Genomic DNA, 24,545 nt, shown 5'->3' on the forward strand with positions numbered 1-24,545 from the left:
CGCGTCGCGGTAGCAGCCGTGGGTGTAACGCTCGGCACGGCCCGGGACCGCTCGGCTAGGATGAAAAGCATGACTTACAAGCTGATTCTGCTGCGCCACGGCCACAGCGAATGGAACGCCAAGAACCTGTTCACCGGCTGGGTGGACGTCGACCTGAACGACCAGGGCCGTGCCGAGGCGGTACGCGGCGGCGAGCTGCTGGTGGAGAACAACATCCTCCCGGACATCCTCTACACCTCGCGCCTGAAGCGGGCCATCAACACCGCAAACCTCGCGCTGGAGAAGGCGGACCGCGGCTGGATCGACGTCAAGCGCGACTGGCGCCTCAACGAGCGCCACTACGGCGCGCTGCAGGGCAAGGACAAGGCCCAGACCCTGGCCGAATACGGCGAGGAGCAGTTCATGACCTGGCGCCGTTCCTACGACACCCCGCCGCCGCCTCTCGCGGACGACTCGGAGTTCTCCCAGGTGGGGGATCCGCGCTACAAGGATCTCGGCGACGCGGTGCCGCGGACCGAATGCCTCAAGGACGTCTTGGTCCGGCTGCTGCCCTACTGGGAATCGGACATCAAGGAAGACCTCAAGGCCGGCAAGACCGTGCTGGTCACCGCCCACGGCAACTCCCTGCGCGCGCTGGTCAAGCACCTTGACGGCATCAGCGACGAGGACATCGCCGGGCTGAACATCCCCACCGGCATCCCGCTCGTCTACGAACTGGACGAGAACTTCAAGCCGCTGAATCCGGGCGGCACCTACCTCGACCCCGAAGCCGCCGCCGAATCCATCAAGGCAGTGGCAAACCAGGGCAAGAAGTAACGCCTTTCGCACCCCGGATACGACGACGGCGGCCGGTCACCTCCAAGGTGACCGGCCGCCGTCGTACCCGCTGCTTTGGGGACGGCTGGGCCGTCAGCTGTGCTCGATGCTGTTCGGGTGCCACGCGCCGGTGACCAGGTAGGTGACCTTCTGCGCGACGGAAACGCCGTGGTCCGCGAAGCGCTCGAAGTAGCGGCTGGCCAGGGCGACGTCCACGGTGGTGGCCGCGGATTCCGCCCAGTCGCTGCGCGCGATCGCCTTGAAGACGCTCAGGTGCAGGTCGTTGACGGCGCTGTTGGCCTTGAGGATGTCACGGGCCACCTCGAGGTCGCGGGTCTCCAGCAGCACGGTGAGCTTCTGCGCGATCTCCAGGTCGTGCTTGGCGAAGCTCTTGAAAGTCTCCTGCAGCTGCTGCGGGACCACGTTCGCCGGGTAGCGGAGCCGGGCGAGCTGGGCGATGTGCCGGGCGAGGTCGCCCATCCGCTCCAGCGAGGCGCTCATCCGGAGCGAACCCACGATCATGCGCAGGTCGCTGGCCACCGGGCCTTGCAGGGCGAGGATGTCGATGGCACGCTCGTCGAGGCTGTTCTGCAGGAAATCGATCCGGGCGTCGGCCGCGATGACGTCCTCGGCGAGGTCGATGTCGGCGCCCTCGAAGGCTGTTGTGGCCTTCTCAAAGGCCTCGCTGACGAGCTTCGAAATTTCGACGAGCTGCTCACCGACCTGGGCGAGCTCTTCCTGAAAAACCTTACGCACGGGTGCGTCCTTTCCTCGGAAACATTGCCGGGCACCTCGGCGCCCGGCCGTTTCGTTTCACCGTAGCGGCGTTCAACCTGCCACCCTTCCAGCCTCCGGTGAACTGTTACGCCTCAATAGGTGAACGTTAGCTGAACCAGCGCCGCAATCGCACAAGTTTTCGATTTCCGGCGGGCCGCAGCGCATAAGCTGGAGCCGTGGATCCAATGCTCATCGGTGTGATCGCGGGCCTGGTCGGCCTGTCGCTCGGTATATTTGGCGTGCTCGCCTTCCGGATCAGTGAGCAGCAGCGCAAAATCAGCGACGTCGAGACCGGCGATCCCTCGCTCCCGGAGGGCGCCGCCGAGGTGCTGGCCGTCGTGGGGCGCGCCTTCGTGGTGGTAGACGCGATCGACGGCGTTGTGCGCGCCAGCCCGGCCGCCTACGCCTACGGCCTGGTGCGGGGGCATACCGTGGTGCACCAGCAGTTGCTCGAAATGACCGGCAAGGTCCGGCGCGACGGTGTGATCCTCGAGAAACAGCTGGAGCTGCCGCGCGGCCCGCTGGGCCAGGGAACCATAGTGGTGCAGGTCCGCGCAGCCATGCTCGGCGAGGAATATATCCTGCTGCTCGCGGACGACCGCACCGAGATCACCCGCACCGAAGAGATCCGCAACGACTTCGTCGCCAACGTCTCGCACGAGCTGAAGACCCCCGTCGGCGCCATCTCGCTGCTGGCCGAAGCGTTGGAAGCCTCGCCCGATGACGAGGAGGCCGTCCGCCGGTTTGCCAAGCGCATGCACAAGGAATCCACCCGGCTGGCCGCCCTCGTGCAGGACATCATCGAACTTTCCCGGCTGCAGGGGGCGAACGTGGCCCAGCAGGCCCACCCCGTGGACATCAACAAGGTGGTCGCCGAGGCCGTGGACCGGTCCCAGCTTCCCGCCGAAAGCAAGAACATCGAGATCGTGGTCGGCGGCCGGACCGACGCGATGGTCTACGGCGACCAGGACCTGCTCGTGACCGCGCTGCGCAACCTGATCGACAACGCGATCCGATACTCGCCGGAGAACACCCGGGTGGGCGTCGGCGTGCGCGCCCGGGACGGCCTGGTAGCCGTCTCCGTGACTGACCAGGGCGAGGGACTCAGCCCCGAGGACCAGGAACGCGTCTTTGAACGCTTCTACCGCGTGGACTCCGCCCGCTCCCGCCACACCGGCGGCACCGGCCTTGGCCTGAGCATCGTCAAGCATGTGATGGCCAACCACGGCGGGGAGGTGACGCTCTGGTCCCAGCCCGGGCAGGGTTCCACCTTCACCATCCGCCTCCCGGAGATGGAGGGACAGGACGACCCCGCCGCGGATCCCCGCCGATCCGCGCCAAATGCACGACACGACCGACGCGACGCCGCCGGCGTCCATGAACAAGGAGCTAGCGCTTGAGCCGGATTCTTATTGTTGAGGACGAGGAATCGTTCAGCGACCCCCTCTCCTACCTGCTGGGCAAGGAAGGATTCGAGGTGGAGGTCGTGGACAACGGACTCGACGCCATCACTGAGTTCGACCGCAACGGCGCCGACCTGGTCCTCTTGGACCTGCAGCTGCCCGGCCAGTCCGGGACCGAGGTTTGCCGCCAGCTGCGCCAACGATCCTCCGTGCCGGTGATCATGCTGACAGCCAAAGACGCTGAGATCGACAAAGTGGTGGGCCTTGAACTGGGTGCCGACGACTACGTCACGAAGCCCTATTCTTCCCGGGAGCTGGTGGCCCGGGTCCGGGCCGTGCTGCGCCGCCACGGCGAGCCCGAGGAACTGGTCTCCAGCACCGTCCAGGCCGGGCCGGTGCGGATGGACATCGAGCGGCACGTGGTCAGCGTGAATGGCGAACAGGTGTCACTGCCGCTCAAGGAATTCGAGCTGCTCGAGATGCTGCTGCGCAACTCCGGCCGGGTTCTCACCCGCGGACAGCTCATCGACCGGGTCTGGGGCTCTGACTATGTCGGCGACACCAAGACCCTGGACGTGCACATCAAGCGGTTGCGCAGCAAGATCGAACCGGACCCCTCGGCCCCGCGGTACCTGATCACGGTCCGCGGGCTGGGCTACAAGTTCGAACCCTAGGCGCCAGGCGCCCGGGCGCCGTCAGGGCTGCGGAACGCAAGCCACAGGAACGCAAAAGGAGGGGCACCCGGTGCGGGTGCCCCTCCTTTTGCGTACTGGAGTGCTACGGAGTCGGAGTGGCCGACGGAGTCTCCGTGGGGGTTTCCGACGGAGTCGACGACGGCGACGGCGTGGCCGTACCCGAGGCGGTGCTGGAGCTGGTGGGCTCGGCGGTGGGCAGGTACTTCTTGTAGTCCGTGATCGTGGCGTCCAGGACGGGCATCTTGAACTTGGCGTCCAAGTTGGTGCCGTCTTCGCGGATCGTGACCTCGACCAGGGAGCCGGGCTTGCCTCCGGAGGTGCTCAGGATCGCCGGGTCGGCGGAATCGTTGAGCAGGACGTAGGAGTTCTTCTTGACCGGAACCTGGGTCTGGGATCCGCCGGCACCGTTGATGGTCAGCTTCACATCATTGGCGGAGGTGTTGTACACGGCACCGATGACGCGGCCCGGCTTGTCCTCGTCGTCGGAGATGATCATCATGTTGCGGAGCTGGAGCGGTCCGAGGTCGGTCCGGGTCCCGTCCGACGCCGAGTACTGCTCAGTGGTCTGCTGGGCATTGATATAGCCGCAGCCGGTCACCGACAGCAGGCCAATGCCAAGTGCAGCCGTTGCCATTGCCAGCTTGCCGCGCCGGCCCCGGGTCATCGCAGTGAAACGCACGTCACGCACTCCTTGAGAGTCTTGAAACATTATTCAGCCATAGCCTATCCGCAATGGAGCGCAAACGCGGATTCGGGGGAGTACACAAAGGCGCCCGCAGGGGAGCGGGACCGGCTGCCGGTCCGGCTGCCGGTCCGGCTGCCGGTCCGGCTGTGGAACCGGCTGCCGCCCCGCCCAGGGGCCGTCCGGCGTCGAACCGTGAGGCTCTTGGCAGCGGGTGCCCAATGCACTATTATCCGCATCCGTCAAGGGTTTTAAGGAGCCGATTCGGGCCATTTTCCGCGGATTTACGCGGTTTCGGGGCACGATCCATGGCAGTTGTATGCCTTAATCGTGATAAACTGGTCTGCGGGAAAGGGGAATGTCCACATGGTTTTTGAGGTCGGCGAGACAGTAGTTTACCCTCACCACGGTGCAGCCAAAATTGAAGAAATCAAGATGCGCACTGTCAAGGGCGAAGAGAAGATGTATCTCAAGCTCAAGGTGGCTCAGGGTGATCTGACCATTGAAGTTCCAGCAGAAAACGTTGACCTTGTTGGGGTCCGGGACGTAGTGGGCAAGGAAGGCTTGGAGCACGTATTCGACGTGCTGCGGGCCGAGTTCACTGAAGAGCCCACCAACTGGTCGCGTCGTTACAAGGCAAACCTGGAGAAGCTTGCTTCCGGTGACGTCATCAAGGTGGCAGAGGTCGTCCGCGACCTGTGGCGCCGTGACCACGACCGGGGTCTCTCCGCAGGGGAGAAGCGCATGCTGGCCAAGGCCCGCCAGATTCTGATCTCAGAACTGGCACTGGCTGAGAAGACTGATGAAGAGAAGGCCGCAAGCGTTCTCGATGAAGTCCTGGCTTCCTAACTAAGAATCGAACCCCGGTGGCGTTACGGCCGCCGGGGCTTCTTTTTGCCCAAAACCGGCCCAACTGACTCGCAGTTGTTGTCCTTTTGGGCCCTGAAAACGACAACAACTGCCAGCTAGTTGGGCTTGGGGCGCGGCGCCGGGACGTAGTCTTGTCCGCATGAACACTGCATCGACAGCTCACGTCACAGCGGTCATCCTCGTCGCCGCCGGATCCGGCCAGCGCCTGGGCTACGGCATGCCGAAGGCCAAGGTGCCGCTGGGCGGTGACAGCATCCTCATGCACGCCCTGCGGGGCGTCGCCGCGGCCGGCATCGCCCGGCAGATCTGCGTCGCGATCCCGCCGGGGGACACTGAACTGCGGGCCCAGTGCGAAACCTTCAGCGCGGAACTGCATGCCGAACACCGCCGCACCGCCGCGCCTGGAGCAGCCGTGCAGCTCCCCGACGTGACCATTGTCGACGGCGGGGCCAGCCGCGCCGAGTCCGTGCGCGCCGCACTGTCCGCGCTCTCGCCGGGCACGCAGTCCGTCCTCGTCCACGATGCCGCCCGGGCGCTCACCCCGGAAGCCGTCTTCCACCGCGTGGCCGCCGCCCTCACCGCCGGCGCCGTCGCCGTCATCCCCGTGATCCCGGTCGTCGACACCATCAAGACGGTGGACCCAACCTTCGGCGACGACACCGACGTCGCCCCTGAAGTGGTCACCGGCACCGCCCCCCGGGAAATGCTGCGCGCTGTCCAGACGCCGCAGGGCTTCGACCTGGCCACCCTGCTGGGCGCTCACGAAGCAGCCGCTGGATTCGACGCGGCCCAAGCCGCTGCCGTCACGGACGATGCGATGCTGGTGGAACTGCTCGGCGTCCCCGTGTACGCCGTGCGGGGCGCCAGCCAGTCGCTGAAGATCACCACGCCGCTGGACCTGATCCTCGCCGAGGGCCTCCTCGAAGGTCCCCTGGGCGCGCGCTGGGTGGAGGGCTAAGGATGGACGGGAACCGGCCGCAGCAGCCCGGAGTGCCGATCCCGCGGACCGGGATCGGCATCGACGTCCACGCCTACGCCCCCGAGGACGCGCCACAGCCGCTCTGGCTCGGCGGCCTGCTCTGGGAGGGCGAACGGGGCCTGGCCGGCCATTCCGACGGAGACCCCGTGGCCCATGCCGCCGCGGACGCGCTGTTCTCCGCCTGCGGGATCGGGGACCTCGGCACGCACTTCGGTACTGACCGGCCCGAATACGCCGGCGCCTCCGGCGTGACGTTGCTGGCCGAGGCGGCCCGGATCGTCCGCGCCGGCGGCTTTGAGATCGGCAACATTGCCGTGCAGTTCGTGGCGAACAAGCCCAAGTTCGGTCCCCGGCGGGAGGAATCCCAGCGAGTCCTCAGTGAGGCCGCCGACGCGCCTGTGAGTGTGTCGGCCACTACCAGCGACGGCCTTGGCTTCACCGGCCGCGGCGAAGGGATCGCCGCCACAGCCACTGCCCTGGTCTACCCGGCCGTCTGAGGACGGCCGGGCCGGGCGGGGCAATCGGGCCTACGCTTAAGGGACAACCCCTCCGCACCTCTCAGGAGACCTCCCGTGAAAAAGCTGCTTCCCGTCGTCGCCCTTCTAGCCGGAACGCTGCTGTCCGGGTGCGCCGGCGCCGCGACGCCGCCCGCTACCACCAGGCCCCGGATGAGCGTTGAGGAAAGCTGCAAGTTCCTCACCACCGACACCTTCGTGCCCAAGGGGAGCGACAAGGAAAAGGCCACCCAGATCGGCCAGCACTACCAGGAGGTCGCGGACAAGGTGGCCCCGGAAGTCTCCGAACCGATCCAGAAGATGGCCGACATCATGAAGCAGGTTGGAGCCAGCCCCACCGGCAGGCAGACCTCCGAGCAGCTGACGCAGCTGCGGCAACAGATGGACCAGATCGGCGTGCACTGCAAGTAGCCCGCCGGGCCGGTTCCCGGGCATCGGCTAATCTGGAGCGGTGACCCTGCGCTTTTACGACACTGCTTCCGCCGAAGTCCGCGACTTCGTCCCCCTGGTTCCCGGCAATGTGAGCCTGTACTACTGCGGTGCCACGGTGCAGGGCATGCCGCACGTTGGGCACATCCGTTCCGCGATCGCCTTTGACCAGCTCACCCGCTGGCTGCAGTACCGCGGGTTCCGGGTCACGGTGGTCCGCAACGTTACCGACATTGACGACAAGATCCTGGCGAAGTCGGCCGAATCGTTTGCCCCTGAATTCGAGGGCGAGCCGGGCGCTGTCCGCGAGGAGGAATGGTGGGCCTTGGCCTACCGGTACGAGCAGGAATTCCTCAAGGCCTACGACACCCTGGGCGTCTCCCGTCCCACCTACGAGCCGCGCGCCACCGGCCACATCCCCGAGATGCACGCCCTGATCCAGCAGCTGATCGACCGCGGACACGCCTACCCGGCGCTCGACGATTCCGGCGACGTGTATTTCGATGTGCGCTCCTGGGCAAAGTACGGGTCATTGACCCGGCAGAAGCTCGATGACATGCAGGGAGCTCCCGACGCCGACCCCCGGGGGAAGCGGGATCCGCGCGACTTCGCGCTCTGGAAGGGCCACAAGGAAGGCGAGCCGGCGACGGCGGCCTGGGCTTCGCCGTGGGGCGCCGGACGGCCGGGCTGGCATCTGGAGTGCTCCGCAATGGTCACCAAGTACCTCGGCACCGAGTTCGACATCCACGGCGGCGGGCTGGACCTGCGCTTCCCGCACCACGAAAACGAGATGGCCCAGTCCCAGGCCGCGGGCCACGGCTTCGCGAACTTCTGGATGCACAACGGCATGGTCACCTACGCCGGCGAAAAGATGTCCAAGTCCATCGGCAACACGGTCAGCCCGGCCGACATGCTGGAACTCGCCTCGCCGCGGGTGGTCCGGTACTACCTCGGCCAGGCGCAGTACCGCTCGGTGCTGGACTACCAGCCCACCTCATTGAGCGAGGCCGCCGCCGCGATGGAGCGGATCGACGGCTTCATCAGCCGCGCCGTCCGGACCCTTGGCGGCGCCGACGGCGGGGCCCCGGCCAGTTTCGGCTCCTTCAGCTACGGCGTCGTCCCGGACGCCTTTGCCGCGGCGATGGATGATGACCTCAACGTCCCCCAGGCCCTCGCCGTCCTGCACGACACCGTCCGGGCTGGCAACACGGCGCTCACCGCCGGCGAGCTGGACGACGCCCGGCAGGCACTGGCCAGTGTCACGGACATGACGCGTGTCCTTGGTCTCAACGACACGGCAGCCCCGGCAGTCGACGAGCAGGCCAACACTGCCCTCGGGGTCCTGGTCGAGGCCCAGCTCGCGGCCCGCGCCCAGGCCCGCGCCGGCAAGGACTGGGCCGCCTCGGACGCCATCCGGGACACCCTCGCGGCGGCCGGCGTCGTTGTCGAGGACGGCGCGGACGGCGCCAGCTGGAGCCTCAAGCGCGGCTGAACCCGTCCCCGCCCGGCGGGTCGAAGCGGGCCGCCGGAGGAGCCCCCGGTCGAGGATTTAACGCGAGTCAGTAGACTGGAGTTCAGACTTATCAACGAATCGCGTAGTTAAAAGGGTGAAACTCATGGCCAACAACGGTCGCCGCTCGGTCAAAATGAAGAAGGGCCCCACCGTCGGGACCGGCGGTCACGGCCGTAAAGCCCTCGAGGGTAAGGGCCCCACTCCCAAGGCGGAGGACCGTCCCTACCACAAGGCCCACAAGAGCAAGCAGCTCGCGGAACGCTCCGCAGCCAAGCGCGGCACGGGCACCCGCAACCCCGGCGCCCGCTCGGGCCCGAAGGGACGCGCCACCGAGGAAGTCGTCACCGGACGCAACTCCGTCGTCGAAGCCCTCCGCGCCGGCATCCCCGCCAAGGCCCTGCACGTCGCCATCCGGATCGAAATGGATGACCGCGTCAAGGAATCGCTCAAGCTCGCGGCCGAACGCGGCATTCCGCTGCTGGAGACCGGCAAGCCCGAACTGGACCGGATGACGGACGACGCCATCCACCAGGGCCTCGTGCTGCAGATCCCGCCGTACGAATACCAGGACGCCTACGAGCTGGCCGAAGAGACCCTTGAGAGCTGGAAGAAGGGCCACGTCGCCAACGCGCCGCTCTTCGTCGCCCTCGACGGCATCACCGACCCCCGCAACCTGGGCGCGATCATCCGCTCGGTCTCGGCCTTCAGCGGCCACGGCGTCATTGTGCCGGAACGCCGCTCCGTCGGCGTCACCGCCTCGGCCTGGAAGACCAGCGCCGGCGCCGCCGTCCGCGTCCCGGTGGCCCGCGCCGCCAACCTGAACAGCACGCTCAAGGCCTTCAAGAACATGGGCATCTACGTGCTGGGCCTGGACGGCGACGGCGACGTCTCGCTGCCGGACCTTGCCCTGGCCACCGAGCCGGTCTGCATCGTCGTCGGGTCCGAAGGCAAGGGCTTGAGCCGCCTGGTCCGCGAAAACTGCGACCAGATCGTCTCCATCCCGATCGACTCCGCCATGGAATCGCTCAACGCCTCGATGGCCGTCGGCATCTCGCTCTACGAGATCTCCCGCCAGCGCGCCGCCAAGTAAGTAAAACGCGGGGTCACTTCTGGCCCATCGGGGTGCCCCGGATGGGCCAGAAGTGACCCCGCGTTGCTAGAACTTGTGGCGGTTGGCGAGGACCGGGAGCTTGGCGCGGGCGTCCTCGACGACGGCGGGGTCCAGGTCGGCGAAGAGCAGGCCGGGGGCGCCGTCGAGCTCCTGGAGGACCTCCCCGAAGGGCGAGACGACGGCCGAGTGCCCGACGCCGGTGGGGGCGGACCCGGCGGGCTCGGTGCCAACGCTGGCCGGGTCGCCCTGGCCGCACGCCAGGACGAACGTCGTTGAGTCCGCGGCGCGGGCCCGGGACAACAGCTTCCACTGCTCGACCTTGCCCGGCCCGGCACCCCAGGAGGCGCAAACAATGTTGACCTGCGCCCCGCGCTCCGCGTTCTCCGTGAACAGGTCCGGGAACCGCACGTCGTAGCAGGTGGCCAGGCCAAAGGTGATGCCGCCGGCGTCGAAGGTGACGGGTCGGGTGCCGCCGTCCACAGTGTCCGACTCGGCGAAGCCGAAGGCGTCGTAAAGGTGGATCTTGTCGTAGCTGGCGTCTACGCCCGGGCCGGTGACCAGGAGTGTGTTGCGGACCTTGCGGGTGCCGGCGGCAGACGATCCGGGGGTGAACATGCCGGCCACGATTACGATGCCGAGCTCGGCCGCGATGCCGCGGACCTCTGCGGCCCACGGCCCCTCCAGGGGTTCGGCGACGTCCAGCAGGGAGTTGCCGAAGGCGCGCATCGTCGCTTCGGGAAAGACCACCAGTTCCGCCCCGCCAGCCTTGGCCCGGCGGGCGTAGTCCCGCACGAGGTCCAGGTTCCGTTCCGTTTCGCGGCCGGTGATGATTTGAGCCAGTGCTATTCGCACAATTACCTCCAGTTCGGCGCCTACTCCCAGTATGCGGGTCGCTTTGTGAACGGTCTTTGACGTCCCGCCGCGAAAACCAGGGTCATTTGTTATCCCCAGCTAAGCTTTAAGCGATGGTCAAGTCCTATGTAGATCCAGCTACCACCGTAGACGCCTCGCGGCCGTTTCCGCTCGGTGTCAGCGTCCCGCGCACGGGTTCCGCGGCGACGGACGACCCTCGGGGTGCCTTCGCCAATGTGGCCGTCTACGCGCCGGGGGTGGCTAACCTGGACATCGCCTACCAGGCCCCGGGGGGCAGCTGGCAGCTGAAGACCCTGCCCAACATCACGGACGGCGTCCACCACGGCATCGTCGAGGGACTGCCGGCCGGCTCGCGCTACGGCCTGCGCGCCTCGCCGGAGCCGGAGGCCCTGCCGCTCTCCGTGCCGACGTTGGACTTCGACGCCGACGGCGCGCAGCCGCTGCTGCTGGACCCGTACGGCCGCGGCGTAGACGAACGCGAAGACTTCATCACCAGCGTCCGGATGGCCGGCGACTTCGACTGGGGCATGGACCACGGGCCGCGCACACCCTGGCGCAACACGATCATCTACGAGGCCCACGTCCGCGGCCAGACCATGCTGCACCCGGACATCCCGGAGAACCTCCAGGGCACGTACGCGGGAATGGCGCACCCGGCCATGGTCGAGCACCTGATCTCGCTGGGCGTCACGGCCGTGCAGCTCCTGCCCGTCCACTTCCACATCGACGAGCCGCACCTGCAGAACCTTGGACTGCCCAACTACTGGGGCTACAACACGGCCGCGTTCTTCGCGCCGCATCCCGGCTACGCCACCCAGGCGGCCCAGGACGCCGGGCCCCACGCGGTGCAGGACGAGTTCAAGGGCATGGTCAAACTGCTGCACGCCGCCGGCCTCGAGGTGATCCTCGACGTCGTCTACAACCACACTGCGGAAGGCGGTCCGGATGGGCCGACGTTGAGTTTCCGCGGTCTGGGCGAGCTGGAGTACTACCGTCATGACGGCCACGGCAAATACGTGGACACCACCGGCTGCGGCAACACCCTGAACTTTGGCGAGCCCCGGGTGGTGCAGCTGGTTCTGGATTCCCTGCGGTACTGGGTGAACGAGTTCCACATCGACGGCTTCCGGTTCGACCTCGCCGTCACGCTGTGCCGCAACGCCAACAACGAGTTCGATCCGCGCCACCCGTTCCTGGTCGCGATCGCCGCGGATCCGGTGCTGTCTGAAACGAAGCTCATCGCCGAGCCCTGGGACGTCGGTTACGGCGGCTGGCAGACAGGCCGGTTCCCCGCGGGCTGGGTGGACTGGAACGACCATTTCCGCGACGCCGTCCGCACCTTCTGGCTGGCGGACCGCGCCGCGATCGACGCCGGCGGGCAGGGCGGCTCGGTGGCGCGGCTCGCCGATGCGCTGTCCGGTTCCGCGGGCCTGTTCGCGGCCTCGGGCCGCAGCCGGCTGGCCTCGGTCAACCTCATCACCGCGCATGACGGCTTCACCCTGGCCGATCTGGTCTCCTACGACCGCAAGCACAACGAGGCGAACGGCGAGCAGAACCGCGACGGCCACGGCGACAACCGCAGCTACAACCACGGCTTCGAGGGGCGCACCGAGGACGAGGAAGTCCTCGCGCGGCGTGCCCAGACCAGCCGTAACCTGATGGCCTCGCTGATGATTTCCCAGGGCGTGCCCATGATCACCGCCGGCGACGAGATCGGCCGCAGCCAGCAGGGAAACAACAACGCCTACTGCCAGGACAACCCCATCACCTGGATCGACTGGACCAGCACCCCGGAATCGCACGCGATGCTGCGCAGCACCAAACGCGTGATCCGGCTGCGCAAGGAGTTCCTCGCCGGCCAGCCGCACGACTACCCGGCACGGGACCAGCAGTCCTATTTCCACTGGTTCGATGTCCACGGCGAACCGATGTCCGGCGACCGCTGGCAGGATCCCGGCCACCGGGTCGTCCAGCTCCTGCTGGGGTCCGACGACGGCCGCGTGGACGGCCTCGTGGTGGTCAACGGCAGCGCCCAGGACGTCAAGGTCACCCTTCCCGTCATCCCCGCGGACGACGGCGGCGGCCACCGGCTCTATGAACTCCGGCTGACCACCTCGGAACTCCACGACCGCCGCCAGGGCGTTCGGATCTCCTCCGGCGAGCGGGACGTGGTCCAGGCCAACACCATCAATATCTACCGCGTCTAGGGTGTCCACACGCCAGGCATGGGGGAAACACGAATGAACGTCCGGCGGCTCACCGCCCTGCTCGCCGTTCTGCTGGGACTTGTGGTGCTGGCCTTCGTGCTGGCCGGCCTTCCGCAGACCGGCACGGTCCCGCCGGACGCCGGCCGGAGCGGCCCCGCCCCCAAGGCGACCGTCTCCCAAACCCCGACGCCGGGCAGGGCCCCGGCGGCCGGCGTCGCCAATCCCTCCCGGCTGCCGGAGATCAAGGCGTCGGAACTTCCGGCGGAGGCGCGGCAGACCCTTGCCCTGATCGCCAGGGGCGGTCCCTACCCGTATTCGCGCGACAATGTCCCGTTCGGGAACTTCGAAAGGATTCTCCCGCGGAAAGCCTCCGGGTATTACCGGGAATTCACCGTGCGGACTCCCGGGGAGTCGGACCGGGGCGCGCGCCGGATCGTGGCGGGTGCGGCTGGCGAAAAGTACTACACCGCCGACCATTACGAAACGTTCAAATTTATTGCCGAAGGCAAGTAGGGAAACCATGAAGATTTTCTCCGCCGACACTTGGACCCTTGAGGAATTGCAGGCGCAAGTCCACGACGCCGGCCGCCGGGCGCTCGTGATCCCCGCCGCGGACTCCAAGAAGGCGGTGCTGCGGACCTTCGGTGAGGCGCTGGACTTCCCCGAGCACTACGGCGTGAACCTTGACGCCCTCAACGACTCGCTGCACGACTTCGCCGACGCTGTCAGCGACGACGGGCAGCGGCCGGTCACCCTGATCTGGCAGGTCCCGGCCGCCTTCCGCGGCGACCGCACCTTCGGCGTCATCTGCGAAATCCTGCAAGACGCCGAACGCTACGCGGGCAAGGACCTGACCGTCATCGCCGTCTGCCTCTAACCCCCGCAAGACCCCTCAGCGCCCTAGAAGGCGAGCTGATCCGAAAGCGCGAGAACAACCGAGCAAATCCGCTAGCCGGCTATGCGTTCACGATCAGGCCCAGCTCGGCCTTGGACGCCAGTCCCTCGTGCTTGGGCAGCACCCGGACGGTGTAACCGAAGGATCCGGAACGGTCGATCACCAGGGTCCCGCTGAACAGGTACCGGCCCTTGCCCAGGTCTTCCACGGACTGCAGCTCCGCCACGGTGACATCGGTCAGCTCATCGCTGTCCTCGGCCCGGCCGAAGGCCACCTCCACCGCGACATCCTCCGGCCGCAGGGTGTGGAGTGCCACGTAGGCGTTCACCTGCAGGTCGTCGCCGATCTGCGGGTCTTCGGAGACGCCCACCGAGTCCACATGTTCAACCTGGATCTGGGACCAGGCGGCGCGGAGCTGCGAGGACCAGGCGGCGAGCTCCTTCGCTGCGGCAAAGTTGTCCGCCGACGCCTTCCGCCCGGCCACCGCGGCCGGCCGGTAGAGGACGTTGACGTAATCCTGCAGCATCCGGTCCGCGGACACGGCCGGACCGAGGTGGGACATGGTGTGCTTGATCATCGAGACCCAGTGCGTGGGCACCTTCTGCGCCACGGACTGGGAGGGGCCGGCGGCGCCCGCCTCGTCGGAGACGGTGAGCCCGTAGAACTTCGGCGCCACCTGGCTTTCGAGGAGCTCGTACAGGGCCGAGGCTTCAATGTCGTCGCGTTCCTCCGGGGACGCGTCGTTGTTCGCCGTCGGGATCGCCCAGCCGTTCTCGCCGTCGTACATTTCATCCCACCAGCCATCCAGCACGGAGAGGTTGAGCGAGCCGTTCAGGGCGGCCTTCATCCCCGAGGTGCCGCATGCCTCGAGTGGGCGGAGCGGGTTGTTCAGCCACACATCGCAGCCGGGGAAGAGGGTCCTGGCCATGGCGATGTCGTAGTTGGGCAGGAACGCGATCCGGTGCCGGACCGCGGGGTCGTCGGTGAAACGAACCAGATCCTGGATCATCTTCTTGCCGGCATCGTCCGCCGGGTGCGACTTGCCCGCAATAACCAGCTGGATCGGGTGGGTCTTATGCAGCAGCAGGGCCTTGAGTCGGTCCGGATCGCGCAGCATCAGGGTGAGGCGTTTGTAGGTCGGCACGCGGCGGGCGAAGCCGATAGTGAGGATGTCCGGGTCCAGCACCGAATCCGTCCAGGACAGCTCGGCGTCGGCGGCGCCGCGCTTCTTCCAGGCGGCCCGGAGCCGGCGGCGGACGTCTTCGACCAGCGAGACCCGCATTTCGCGCCGCAGCGCCCAGAGGGCTTCGTCGCTAACGTTGTAGGCCAGGTCCCAGCGGCCCTCCGTCTCGGCGTCGGCGCCGAACTGTTCACGGGCCAGCTGGGATACGCGGGGATCCACCCAGGTGGGCACGTGCACGCCGTTGGTGACCGACGTGATGGGCACCTCGGCATGGTCGAACCCGGGCCAGAGCGCGGAGAACATGCCGCGGGAGACGACGCCGTGCAGCTTCGCGACGCCGTTGGCGCGCTGGGCCAGCCGCAGCCCCATCACGGCCATGTTGAAGACGAACGGGTTGCCGTCGGCAAAGTCCTCGCGGCCCAGGTCCAGGATCTTTGCGATCGGCACATCGGGGGCCAGGCCCGCGGTGAAAAAGTGCTCGATCTGCGAGGTCTCGAAGCGGTCGATGCCGGCCGGGACCGGGGTGTGCGTGGTGAACACGGTGGAGGCGCGGCCCGCGGCCAGGGCTTCTTCCCAGCTGAGCGGGTGCTCCCCGGACATCAGTTCCTGGATGCGTTCGACTCCCAGGAAGCCGGCGTGGCCTTCGTTCGTGTGGAACACCTCCGGCGCGGGGGCGCCGGTCAGCCGCTGGTAGGCCCGCAGCGCCTTGACCCCGCCCATCCCCAGCAGGAGTTCCTGTTGCAGCCGGTGGTCGCCGCCGCCGCCGTAAAGGCGGTCGGTGACGCCGCGCGCCGCGTCGTCGTTGCCCGCCACGTTGGAATCCAGCAGCAACAGCGGGACGCGTCCGACGTCGGCACGCCACACGTGCGCCAGCAGGCGCCGGCCGTGGGGGAGCGGCAGGGAGATCTGGATGGGCCGGCCGTTACCGTCCGGGGCCGGCTCACGGAGCAGGGTCAGCGGCAGTCCGTCCGGGTCGAGGACGGGGTAGGTCTCCTGCTGCCAGGCGTCGCGGGACAGGGACTGCTTGAAGTAGCCGGCCTGGTAGAGCAGGCCGACACCGATCAGGGGAACGCCAAGGTCCGAGGCCGCCTTCAGGTGGTCGCCGGCCAGAATGCCGAGTCCGCCGGAATACTGCGGCAGCACCTCGGTGATGCCGAACTCGGGCGAGAAGTACGCGATGCAGCGGGGCGCGTCCTCGCCCAGGCTTTGGTACCAGCGGGGCTGCTCCAGGTAGCGGTCCAGATCCTCGGCGGCCGCGTGGACACGGCGCACCACGTCCTGGTCCGCGGCGAGGCGCTGCAGCTCTTCCCTGCTGACGAGGCCCAGGAAGGTCACCGGATCGTGGGCGCTCTCGGCCCAGATGGCCGGGTTTAGCTGCTCGAAGAGCTCCCGGGTCGGCAGGTGCCACGACCAGCGCAGGTTGGTGGCGAGCCGCGCCAGGGGCCGGATCGATTCGGGAAGAACAGTTCGGACGGTAAATCTGCGGATAGCCTTCACCAGCGAAACACTAACGGACAACGCAGAGCCCCGGAACAGCTTTGGGTTTCTTTCCGGTAAATGTCGGATTGACCTCGGGATTCACCCAAAAAACTGAGCAGCCTTAGCATTCTGTGCGATTTGTAGATAACGTCGAGGCTGTGACGACTAACTCGCGAACCAGTGCCGTGTCCAAGCAAAAGCCGAAGGCCCTGATCACGGAGGGCCTTAAATTCGGCAGGTTTCCAATCACCGCCGTGCAGCCCGCGGTCGAAGACGGAAAGTTCCCAGCCAAGGCAGTCGTCGGAGAGAGCATCGTGGTCGGCGCCACTGCCTTCCGCGAGGGCCACGACATGCTCGGCGTCAGCGCCGTGCTCCTGGACCCGCGGGGTAAGGAGCGGCAGCGCGTCCGTCTGGCCCCGCCGCGCGGGGACCGGGGCAAGGGCACCGACCGTTGGGAAGGCCTGCTCACCCCGTCCGGCACCGGCAAGTGGGCGTTCGTTATCGAGGCCTGGCACGACCGCTACGGCACCTGGCACCACAACGCCGAAGTCAAGATCGAAGCGGGCATCGACGTCGAGCTGATGCTGGCCGAGGGCGCCGCCCTGCTGACCGAGGCCTCCGAGGACGCCACCCGTCCCTCCGCCGATCGGCGGACCCTGCGGATCGCCGTCGTCGGCCTGTCCGATGGTTCGAAGACCCCGGAGGAGCGCCTCGCCGCCGGCTTCAGCGCCGACGTCGCCGATGTGGTTGCGCGCCAGCCGATCCGGGAACTGGTGACCGTCTCCGAGCCGTATCCGCTGCTGGTGGAGCGCGAGCTCGCCGGCCGAGGCGCCTGGTACGAGTTCTTCCCCCGCTCGGAGGGCGCCGTCCGCAACCACGAAACCGGCGAGTGGACCTCCGGGACGTTCCGCACCGCCGCGAAGCGGCTCGACGCCGTCGCCGCGATGGGTTTCGACATCATCTACATGCCGCCGATCCACCCGATCGGTACCCAGCACCGTAAGGGCCCGAACAACACCCTGCTGGCTGGCCCGCACGACCCCGGCTCCCCGTGGGCGATCGGTGCCAAGGAAGGCGGCCATGACGCCATCCACCCGGACCTGGGCACCTTTGAGGACTTCGACGCCTTCGTGGCGCGCGCCGGCGAACTGGGGCTGGAGGTGGCGTTGGACCTCGCGCTGCAGGCCGCCCCGGACCACCCCTGGGTGCAGAGCCATCCCGAATGGTTCACCACCCGCGTGGACGGCAGCATCGCCTACGCCGAAAACCCGCCGAAGAAGTACCAGGACATCTTCCCGCTGAACTTTGACAACGACCCGGCAGGCCTGTCCAACGAGATCCTGCGGATCGTCCAGCTCTGGATCAGCCACGGCGTCAAGATCTTCCGCGTGGACAACCCGCACACCAAGCCGGTGTGGTTCTGGGAATGGCTGATCGCCAAGGTCAACAAGAAGAACCCCGAGGTCGTCTTCCTGGCCGAGGCCTTCACCCGGCCGGCGATGATGCACGCGCTGGGACGGGCCGGGTTCCAGCAGTCGTACACCTACTTCACCTGGCGCAACACCAAGGAGGAGCTGGAGGAGTACTTCCAGGAGGTCAGCCACGAATCCCCGGCCTACTTCCGTCCGAACTTCTTCGTCAACACCCCGGACATCCTCACCGAGTACCTGCAGTTCGGCGGACCGGCGGCGTTCAAGATCCGTGCCACGCTTGCCGCCACCGCCAGCCCCATCTGGGGCGTCTATGCCGGCTACGAACTGTACGAGCACGTCGCCCGGCCGGGCGCGGAGGAGTACATCGACAACGAGAAGTTCGAGTACAAGGCCCGCGACTGGGACGCCGCGGCGGAGTCCGGCCGCACCCTGGCCCCGTACCTCACCCGGCTCAACGAGATCCGGCACACCCACCCGGCCCTCGGCGACCTGCAGAACCTCACGGTGCACCAGAGCACGGACAACGCCACGGTGGTCTACTCAAAGCACAAGACCCTCCCGGACGGCAGCAAGGACACCTTGATCGTCGTGGTCAACGTGGATCCGCATGGCATCCGGGAGAGCACGGTGACGCTGGACCTGGCGGCGCTGGAGCTGGACCCTGAGGACCTGACGCACAACGGCCGCTTCGTCGTCGATGACCTGCTGACCGGCGAAAGCTGGGAATGGGGGGAGTACAACTACGTGCGCCTTGACGCACATGTCGAACCAGCCCACATCCTGAGCATCCGGAGGCAGCGCCCGTGAGTTTCAGCCCGAGCAACCCCAACCAGCACTTCACCCCGAAGGGGACTTTCGAACTGAACGCTCCCGGACTCCAGCACGACCCCCACTGGTACCGGAAGGCGGTCTTTTACGAGGTCCTGGTGCGTGGTTTCGCCGACGGCAACGGCGACGGCTCCGGCGACTTCCACGGCCTGATCGAGAAGCTGGACTACCTGCAGTGGCTCGGCGTCGACTGCCTCTGGCTGCCGCCCTTCTTCCAGTCTCCGCTGCGCGACGGCGGCTACGACATCTCGGACTACAACTCGGTGCTGGACGAATTCGGCACCATCAGCGACTTCAAGCGGCTCGTCGCGGAGGCCCACGCCCGCGGCGTCCGGGTCATCATCGACCTGCCGCTGAACCACACCTCGGACCAGCACCCCTGGTTCCAGGAGTCGCGCAAGGACCCGGACGGCCCGTTCGGAGATTTCTACGTGTGGAGCGACACGGACGAGAAGTACCAGGACGCCCGCATCATCTTCGTGGATACCGAGGAATCCAACTGGACCTTCGATCCGATCCGCCGCCAGTTCTTCTGGCACCGATTCTTCTCCCACCAGCCGGACCTGAACTTCGAGAACCCCAAGGTGATCGATGCCCTGTTCGACGTCGTGCGGTTCTGGCTGGACCAAGGCATTGACGGCTTCCGCGCCGACGCCATTCCCTACCTCTTCGAGGAGGAGGGCACCAACTGCGAGAACCTGCCGGCCACCCACGAGTTCCTGCGCCAGCTGCGCCGGATGGTCGACGAAAGCTACCCCGGCCGTGTGATCATCGCCGAAGCCAACCAGCCGCCGGCCGAAGTGGTGGAATACTTCGGCACCGAAGAGGAACCGGAATGCCACATGGCCTTCCACTTCCCGATCATGCCGCGGCTGTACTACGCGTTGCGGGACCAGAAGGCCGCGCCCATCATCGAGACGATGAAGGACACCCCGGACATTCCCGAGGGCGCCCAATGGGGCACCTTCCTTCGCAACCATGACGAGCTCACTCTGGAAATGGTCACGGCCGACGAGCGCGCCGCGATGCTCGGCTGGTACGCGCCGGACCCCCGCATGCGCGCCAACATCGGCATCCGCCGCCGGCTGGCCCCGCTGCTGGACAACTCCCGCTCCGAGATCGAGCTGATCAACGCGTTGCTGCTCTCGCTGCCGGGAAGCCCGTTCCTGTACTACGGCGACGAAATCGGCATGGGCGACAACATCTGGCTCGAGGACCGCGACGCGGTCCGCACCCCGATGCAATGGAACCCGGACCGCAACGCCGGGTTCTCCAACGCCGACCCGGGCAAGCTCTACCTCCCGGTGATCCAGTCGCTGGTCTACAACTACAGCATGGCCAACGTTGAAGCCGAGGCCGCCCACTCCGGCTCGCTGCTGCGCTGGACCCGTCAGATCCTCAGCGTCCGCAGGAACCACCCGGCCTTCGGGCTCGGCTCGTTCCAGCACGTCGAGGCGGACCACGACGTCGTCCTTTCCTACCTGCGCGACCTACCGGCGGGCAACGCCGCCGGCGAGGAGGCAGAGACCATCCTGTGCGCGTTCAACCTGTCCCAGCACCCGGTGGCCACCACGCTGAGGGTGCCGCAGTATGCCGGCCGCGGGCTCCGCGACGTTTTCGGCGGTCAGGCGTTCCCCGCCATTTCCGACGACGGCACGCTGACCCTCACCCTGGGCAGCCACGACTTCTTCTGGCTGCGGATCCGATCGGCCGCATCCAACCCGGCCTCGCCCCACACCCAGGCGATGCCTATCCTGTCCATCGAAGGCTGAAATGACCCGACCCACCCTTTCCCCCGCGCTGGACGCCCTGCTCCGCAGCTGGCTGCCGCGCCAGCGCTGGTTCCCAGTCAAGAGCGCGCACTTCAGCTTCGAGCCGGCGGGCCGTGTGCGCCTCGGCGCCGGCCCGGCGGCCGCGACGCCGGAGATCGGCGCGGAGCTTGAAGTTCTGCTGCTCGCGGTGACGTACCCGACGGCGGACGGCAACCGCACCGACGTCGTGCAGGTGCCGCTCAGCTCCCGCGCCCTGCCGCTGGCGGGTGCGGGAGCCGCCCTGCTCGGGGAGATTCCCGCGGACGGCACGGACGCGGCACACGGCTGGATCTACGACGGCGTGCACGACCCGGCGTTTATCGCGGCCTGGCTTGAACTCATGCGCGAACGCGCCGCCACAAGCGACGGCACGGCCGCCGGGCACCTGGTGGAATCCGATTACCGGCTGCCGTTCGCCACTGGCAAGGTCCGGGTGCTCTCCGGCGAGCAGTCCAACAGTTCGGTCATAGTGGACGACGGCGCCTCCGCGGCGATCCTCAAATTCTTCCGGGTGCTGTCCGAGGGGCAGAATCCCGAAGTCGAGATCGGCGCGGCCCTGACCGCCGGCCGCACCGTTGAGGTCCCGGCCACCCTCGGCTGGGTCACCGGCGAATGGACCGTCCCCGGGGGTGCCTCGACCGCCCGCGGCGAGCTCGCCGTCGCGCACGAATTCCTGGCCGGCGGCCTGGACGCCTGGCGCCTGGCCGTGGACGCGGCCAGCACCGGCACCGACTTCACCGCCGAAGCCCGCGCCCTGGGCGTCGCCACGGCCACCGTGCACCGTCGGCTCGCCGAGGCGCTCGGCACCGCAGCGGAGTCCGTGCCGGGCGGGGACATCGCGCCCGGCGTCGCCCAGCGGGTCCGGCAGTCGTGGGCGGAAGCCGGCGCCGCCGTCGGGCCCTTCGACGATGAACTTGAGGCGCTCCTTACGCGGCTCGAAGGCAGCAGTGCCGGCCGGCTGCAGCGGATCCACGGCGACCTGCATCTCGGCCAGATCCTGCAGGTCCCCGGCGGACCCGGGAAACCGGCCCGCTGGGCGATCCTGGACTTCGAAGGGGAGCCGCTGCGCCCGATCTCCGAACGCAACTTCCCGGACGTGCCGCTCCGCGACGTGGTCGGCATGCTGCGGTCCTTCGACTACGCCGCCGGCGCCGCCGTCCGCGAGTACGACGACGCCGTCGTCCCCGCGGCCTGGGTGGACGGCTGCGCCGAGGCCTTCCTGGCCGGTTATGCGGAAGTCACCCCCGGCACGATCGACCGCGACTCGCCCCTGTTCGTGGCGTTGTGGCTGGACAAGGCTCTCTACGAAGTTGTTTACGAACTACGGAACAGGCCGGACTGGCTCGCCATCCCGGTGAATGCATCCCGTCGTCTCCTCGGCAGTACAGGCCCCGGCGTTCCCGCCGAAGCCGCAGCGGAAGGTAACAAAATGACAGGTTCAGCACGTACCGATCGACCCGGAGTCCCGCTTCCCGTGGACGCGGAGACCCTTGCGCGCGTCGCCGCCGGCGAGCACCACGCGCCGCATTCGGTCCTTGGCGCGCACCTCGACGACTACGGCCACGTCACCATCCGCACCGTGAAGCACCTCGCGGAAGCCGTCTCCGTGGTCACTGCGGCCGGCAGTTTCCCGATGTCGCACGAATCCGGCGGCGTGTGGGTGGCCGTGCTGGACCCGCTGGACGAAGGGCACGTTCCGGACTACCGGCTTGAGGTCACTTATGAAGGCCAGGCACCGCAGCAGGCCGACGAGCCTTACCGCTACCTGCCGACGGTGGGGGAGATCGACCTGCACCTGATCGGCGAAGGCCGGCACGAGCGCCTCTGGGATGTGCTGGGCGCACACGTCCAGCACTACAAGTCCGTCCTGGGCGACGTCGACGGCGTGTCCTTCGCGGTGTGGGCCCCGAACGCCCAGGCCGTGCGGGTCAAGGGCGACTTCAACGGCTGGGACGGCCGGGAATTCTCCATGCGCTCCCTCGGCTCCTCCGGGGTGTGGGAACTGTTCATCCCCGGCGTTATAGCAGGGGCGTGCTACAAATTCGAGATCAAGACCAAGCACGGGCACTGGGTGGAGAAGGCCGATCCGCTTGCCTTCGGCACGGAGGTTCCTCCGCTGACGGCGTCCCGCGTCGTCGAGCCCTCTTACGCCTTCAAGGACGAGGAATGGATGAAGGCCCGCGCGGCCCGGGATCCACACAATGCCGCGATGAGCGTCTATGAGGTCCACCTTGGGTCCTGGCGGGTCGGGCTCGACTACCGCCAGCTGGCCAAGGAACTCGTGGAGTACGTGAAGTGGCTCGGCTTCACCCACGTGGAGTTCATGCCCGTCGCGGAACACCCCTTCGGCGGATCGTGGGGCTACCAGGTCACGTCCTACTTCGCACCCACCTCGCGCTTCGGGCACCCGGACGAGTTCCGGCACCTCGTGGACGAACTGCACCAGGCCGGGATCGGCGTGCTGTTGGACTGGGTGCCGGCGCACTTCCCCAAGGATGCCTGGGCGCTGGCCCAATTCGATGGTGGGCCGCTGTACGAGCACTCCGATCCGAACCTGGGCGAACACCCGGACTGGGGCACGCTGATCTTCGACTTCGGCCGCAGCGAAGTCCGCAACTTTCTGGTCGCCAACGCCCTCTACTGGCTGGACGAGTTCCACATTGACGGCCTCCGCGTCGACGCCGTGGCCTCGATGCTCTACCTGGATTACTCCCGTGAGGAGGGCCAGTGGCAGCCGAACCGCTTTGGCGGCCGCGAGAACCTCGAGGCGATCTCCTTCCTGCAGGAGGTCAACGCAACGGTCTACAAGACGCACCCCGGTGCGGTCATGATCGCCGAGGAATCCACGGCATTCCCGGGCGTCACAGCCCCCACCAGCCAGGGTGGCCTGGGCTTCGGCATCAAGTGGAACATGGGCTGGATGCACGACTCGCTCAAGTACATGGCCGAGGACCCGTTCAACCGGAAGTGGCACCACGGCACCATCACGTTCTCCCTGGTTTACGCCTACACGGAAAATTTCCTGCTGCCGATCAGCCACGACGAGGTTGTGCACGGCAAGGGCTCGATGCTGCGCAAGATGCCCGGCGACCGTTGGCAGCAGCTCGCGAACCTGCGGGCCTTCCTGGGCTACCAGTGGGCCCACCCGGGCAAGCAGCTAATTTTCATGGGCACCGAGTTCGGCCAGGAAGCGGAATGGTCAGAACAGTACGGCCTGGACTGGTGGCTGGCCGACATCCCCGCGCACCGCGGCGTGCAGCTCCTGACCAAGGACCTGAACGAGTTGTACAGCTCCACTCCGGCCTTGTACGAACGCGACAACGACCCCGACGGCTTCCAGTGGATCAACGGCGGGGACGCGGACCGGAACGTGCTGACCTTTATCCGCCGGGACGCCGCCGGCAACGAGCTGGTGTGCGCCTTCAACTTCTCCGGCTCCCCGCACCAGGACTTCCGCTTGGGCGTCCCGGCCGTGGGGCAGTGGCAGGAAGTCCTGAACACCGACGCCGCTGCCTACGGCGGCTCGGGTGTCCTGAACGAGGGCACCCTGACAGCGGCCGACGGCGGCACCGACGGCCAGCCCGCCACGCTCACCGTGACGTTGCCTCCGCTGGGCGCCGCCTACTTCAAGGCGATCAGCTAGCCACGTGACGGCATGGCTGTGACGGCCATCTTGATCGGAGGGCCCGGAATCCTTGGGATTCCGGGCTTTTCCGTGTCCTGCGCCGGCCGCCAATCCGGGGCCGCAGGAGAGACCGCCGGGGGCCGCTTTGTCACCCGGCTCAAGTGGTGGTAGAGTTTATTTCCGCGCTGCTCCCCGGAGTTGATCCGCTAAGAAGACCAAGAAGCCTATGGCAAGACTGAGTCGGACCGCTGATTTGACTAGGGTGAAGCACGCGGGTAAGTTTGAAAAGTTGCTCCGGAGCGATCCTGGACCGTTGGGTTTGGGTGGTGCCGGGTGTGTCTGTTGTTTGAGAACTCAATAGTGTGCCAAGTTTGTTGATACCAATTTTGTATTGAATTGGTTGATTGTGCCGGGCCTGCCA

Annotated in this window: 19 protein-coding genes; 15 read left to right on the top strand and 4 right to left on the bottom strand. The window is 67.2% G+C overall.

What is annotated here, in order from left to right; all coding sequences use genetic code 11:
* Positions 1–69: 69 nt before the first annotated feature.
* Positions 70–816, top strand: coding sequence for a phosphoglyceromutase (locus tag AB4Y91_RS13985; protein WP_175324031.1), 747 nt, complete (start codon positions 70–72; stop codon positions 814–816).
* Positions 817–909: 93 nt separating this feature from the next.
* Here AB4Y91_RS13985 and phoU read toward each other — a convergent pair whose 3' ends face one another.
* A complete protein-coding gene (phoU, locus tag AB4Y91_RS13990; protein ID WP_441419042.1) occupies positions 910–1,572 on the bottom strand; it encodes a phosphate signaling complex protein PhoU in 663 nt (220 codons plus the stop codon).
* Positions 1,573–1,778: 206 nt separating this feature from the next.
* Between phoU and AB4Y91_RS13995 the strand changes: the two genes are divergently transcribed.
* Together AB4Y91_RS13995 and AB4Y91_RS14000 are read left to right on the top strand one after the other, a co-directional pair.
* A complete protein-coding gene (locus AB4Y91_RS13995) occupies positions 1,779–2,993 on the top strand; it encodes a sensor histidine kinase (RefSeq protein WP_441419063.1) in 1,215 nt (404 codons plus the stop codon).
* Positions 2,990–3,670, top strand: coding sequence for a response regulator transcription factor (locus AB4Y91_RS14000; protein WP_175324033.1), 681 nt, complete (start codon positions 2,990–2,992; stop codon positions 3,668–3,670). Before AB4Y91_RS13995 ends, AB4Y91_RS14000 begins: the two co-directional genes overlap by 4 nt.
* A 103-nt stretch (positions 3,671–3,773) precedes the next feature.
* Here AB4Y91_RS14000 and AB4Y91_RS14005 read toward each other — a convergent pair whose 3' ends face one another.
* Complete coding sequence (locus tag AB4Y91_RS14005; RefSeq protein WP_441419064.1) at positions 3,774–4,355, bottom strand: hypothetical protein; 582 nt, start codon at positions 4,353–4,355, stop codon at positions 3,774–3,776.
* 384 nt (positions 4,356–4,739) lie between these two features.
* On the opposite strand from AB4Y91_RS14005, the gene AB4Y91_RS14010 reads away from it, so the two are divergent.
* The 6 genes from AB4Y91_RS14010 to rlmB all read left to right on the top strand — a co-directional run bounded on the left by AB4Y91_RS14010 (position 4,740) and on the right by rlmB (position 9,769).
* A complete protein-coding gene (locus AB4Y91_RS14010; RefSeq protein WP_026266570.1) occupies positions 4,740–5,222 on the top strand; it encodes a CarD family transcriptional regulator in 483 nt (160 codons plus the stop codon).
* Positions 5,223–5,382: 160 nt separating this feature from the next.
* On the top strand, positions 5,383–6,201 hold the full coding sequence (gene ispD / locus AB4Y91_RS14015; RefSeq protein ID WP_441419043.1) for a 2-C-methyl-D-erythritol 4-phosphate cytidylyltransferase: 819 nt from the start codon (positions 5,383–5,385) through the stop codon (positions 6,199–6,201).
* A gap of 2 nt (positions 6,202–6,203) precedes the next feature.
* Positions 6,204–6,719, top strand: coding sequence for a 2-C-methyl-D-erythritol 2,4-cyclodiphosphate synthase (gene ispF, locus AB4Y91_RS14020; RefSeq protein WP_441419044.1), 516 nt, complete (start codon positions 6,204–6,206; stop codon positions 6,717–6,719).
* A gap of 75 nt (positions 6,720–6,794) precedes the next feature.
* Positions 6,795–7,148, top strand: a complete 354-nt coding sequence (locus AB4Y91_RS14025; RefSeq protein ID WP_441419045.1) for a hypothetical protein — start codon at positions 6,795–6,797, stop codon at positions 7,146–7,148.
* Positions 7,149–7,188: 40 nt separating this feature from the next.
* Positions 7,189–8,658: a cysteine--tRNA ligase gene (cysS, locus tag AB4Y91_RS14030; RefSeq protein WP_441419046.1), complete on the top strand. Its 1,470-nt coding sequence runs from the start codon at positions 7,189–7,191 to the stop codon at positions 8,656–8,658.
* 124 nt (positions 8,659–8,782) lie between these two features.
* Entirely contained in the window at positions 8,783–9,769 is a 987-nt protein-coding gene (gene rlmB / locus AB4Y91_RS14035; protein ID WP_441419047.1) for a 23S rRNA (guanosine(2251)-2'-O)-methyltransferase RlmB, read from the top strand.
* Between the two features lie 66 nt (positions 9,770–9,835).
* Here the strand turns inward: rlmB and AB4Y91_RS14040 are convergent, their stop codons facing one another.
* Positions 9,836–10,642, bottom strand: a complete 807-nt coding sequence (locus AB4Y91_RS14040; RefSeq protein ID WP_441419048.1) for a carbon-nitrogen hydrolase family protein — start codon at positions 10,640–10,642, stop codon at positions 9,836–9,838.
* Positions 10,643–10,755: 113 nt separating this feature from the next.
* Between AB4Y91_RS14040 and glgX the strand changes: the two genes are divergently transcribed.
* From glgX to AB4Y91_RS14055, 3 genes are read left to right on the top strand one after another with little or no spacing between them, the layout of a single operon-like run.
* Entirely contained in the window at positions 10,756–12,870 is a 2,115-nt protein-coding gene (gene glgX, locus AB4Y91_RS14045; protein ID WP_441419049.1) for a glycogen debranching protein GlgX, read from the top strand.
* 18 nt (positions 12,871–12,888) lie between these two features.
* Positions 12,889–13,383, top strand: coding sequence for a ribonuclease domain-containing protein (locus AB4Y91_RS14050; RefSeq protein WP_441419050.1), 495 nt, complete (start codon positions 12,889–12,891; stop codon positions 13,381–13,383).
* A 7-nt stretch (positions 13,384–13,390) separates the two neighbouring features.
* Positions 13,391–13,747 (top strand): barstar family protein, encoded by a 357-nt coding sequence (locus AB4Y91_RS14055; RefSeq protein ID WP_441419051.1) that lies wholly within the window; start codon positions 13,391–13,393, stop codon positions 13,745–13,747.
* Positions 13,748–13,826: 79 nt separating this feature from the next.
* Here AB4Y91_RS14055 and glgP read toward each other — a convergent pair whose 3' ends face one another.
* A complete protein-coding gene (glgP, locus tag AB4Y91_RS14060) occupies positions 13,827–16,445 on the bottom strand; it encodes an alpha-glucan family phosphorylase (RefSeq protein ID WP_441419052.1) in 2,619 nt (872 codons plus the stop codon).
* Between the two features lie 140 nt (positions 16,446–16,585).
* On the opposite strand from glgP, the gene AB4Y91_RS14065 reads away from it, so the two are divergent.
* From AB4Y91_RS14065 to AB4Y91_RS14075, 3 genes are read left to right on the top strand one after another with little or no spacing between them, the layout of a single operon-like run.
* Positions 16,586–18,667, top strand: coding sequence for an alpha-1,4-glucan--maltose-1-phosphate maltosyltransferase (locus AB4Y91_RS14065; protein ID WP_441419053.1), 2,082 nt, complete (start codon positions 16,586–16,588; stop codon positions 18,665–18,667).
* Positions 18,664–20,460, top strand: coding sequence for a maltose alpha-D-glucosyltransferase (treS, locus tag AB4Y91_RS14070; RefSeq protein ID WP_441419054.1), 1,797 nt, complete (start codon positions 18,664–18,666; stop codon positions 20,458–20,460). The genes AB4Y91_RS14065 and treS overlap by 4 nt, the downstream gene beginning before the upstream one ends.
* Before the next feature lies 1 nt (position 20,461).
* A complete protein-coding gene (locus AB4Y91_RS14075) occupies positions 20,462–24,142 on the top strand; it encodes a 1,4-alpha-glucan branching enzyme (protein WP_441419055.1) in 3,681 nt (1,226 codons plus the stop codon).
* Positions 24,143–24,545: the final 403 nt, after the last annotated feature.

It is taken from the genome of Arthrobacter sp. YAF16, from assembly GCF_052113385.1.
In the GTDB taxonomy this organism is placed as follows: Bacteria; Actinomycetota; Actinomycetes; order Actinomycetales; family Micrococcaceae; genus Arthrobacter.

Excerpts from the sequence above, each read along its gene's own strand:
- AB4Y91_RS14055 (WP_441419051.1), top strand. The coding sequence starts at position 13,391 with ATGAAGATTTTCTCCGCCGACACTTGGACCCTTGAGGAATTGCAGGCG.
- AB4Y91_RS14010 (WP_026266570.1), top strand. The coding sequence starts at position 4,740 with ATGGTTTTTGAGGTCGGCGAGACAGTAGTTTACCCTCACCACGGTGCA.
- AB4Y91_RS13995 (WP_441419063.1), top strand. The coding sequence starts at position 1,779 with ATGCTCATCGGTGTGATCGCGGGCCTGGTCGGCCTGTCGCTCGGTATA.
- AB4Y91_RS13985 (WP_175324031.1), top strand. The coding sequence starts at position 70 with ATGACTTACAAGCTGATTCTGCTGCGCCACGGCCACAGCGAATGGAAC.
- AB4Y91_RS14005 (WP_441419064.1), bottom strand. The coding sequence starts at position 4,355 with ATGACCCGGGGCCGGCGCGGCAAGCTGGCAATGGCAACGGCTGCACTT.
- rlmB (WP_441419047.1), top strand. The coding sequence starts at position 8,783 with ATGGCCAACAACGGTCGCCGCTCGGTCAAAATGAAGAAGGGCCCCACC.
- ispD (WP_441419043.1), top strand. The coding sequence starts at position 5,383 with ATGAACACTGCATCGACAGCTCACGTCACAGCGGTCATCCTCGTCGCC.
- ispF (WP_441419044.1), top strand. The coding sequence starts at position 6,204 with ATGGACGGGAACCGGCCGCAGCAGCCCGGAGTGCCGATCCCGCGGACC.
- AB4Y91_RS14075 (WP_441419055.1), top strand. The coding sequence starts at position 20,462 with ATGACCCGACCCACCCTTTCCCCCGCGCTGGACGCCCTGCTCCGCAGC.
- glgX (WP_441419049.1), top strand. The coding sequence starts at position 10,756 with ATGGTCAAGTCCTATGTAGATCCAGCTACCACCGTAGACGCCTCGCGG.
- AB4Y91_RS14050 (WP_441419050.1), top strand. The coding sequence starts at position 12,889 with ATGGGGGAAACACGAATGAACGTCCGGCGGCTCACCGCCCTGCTCGCC.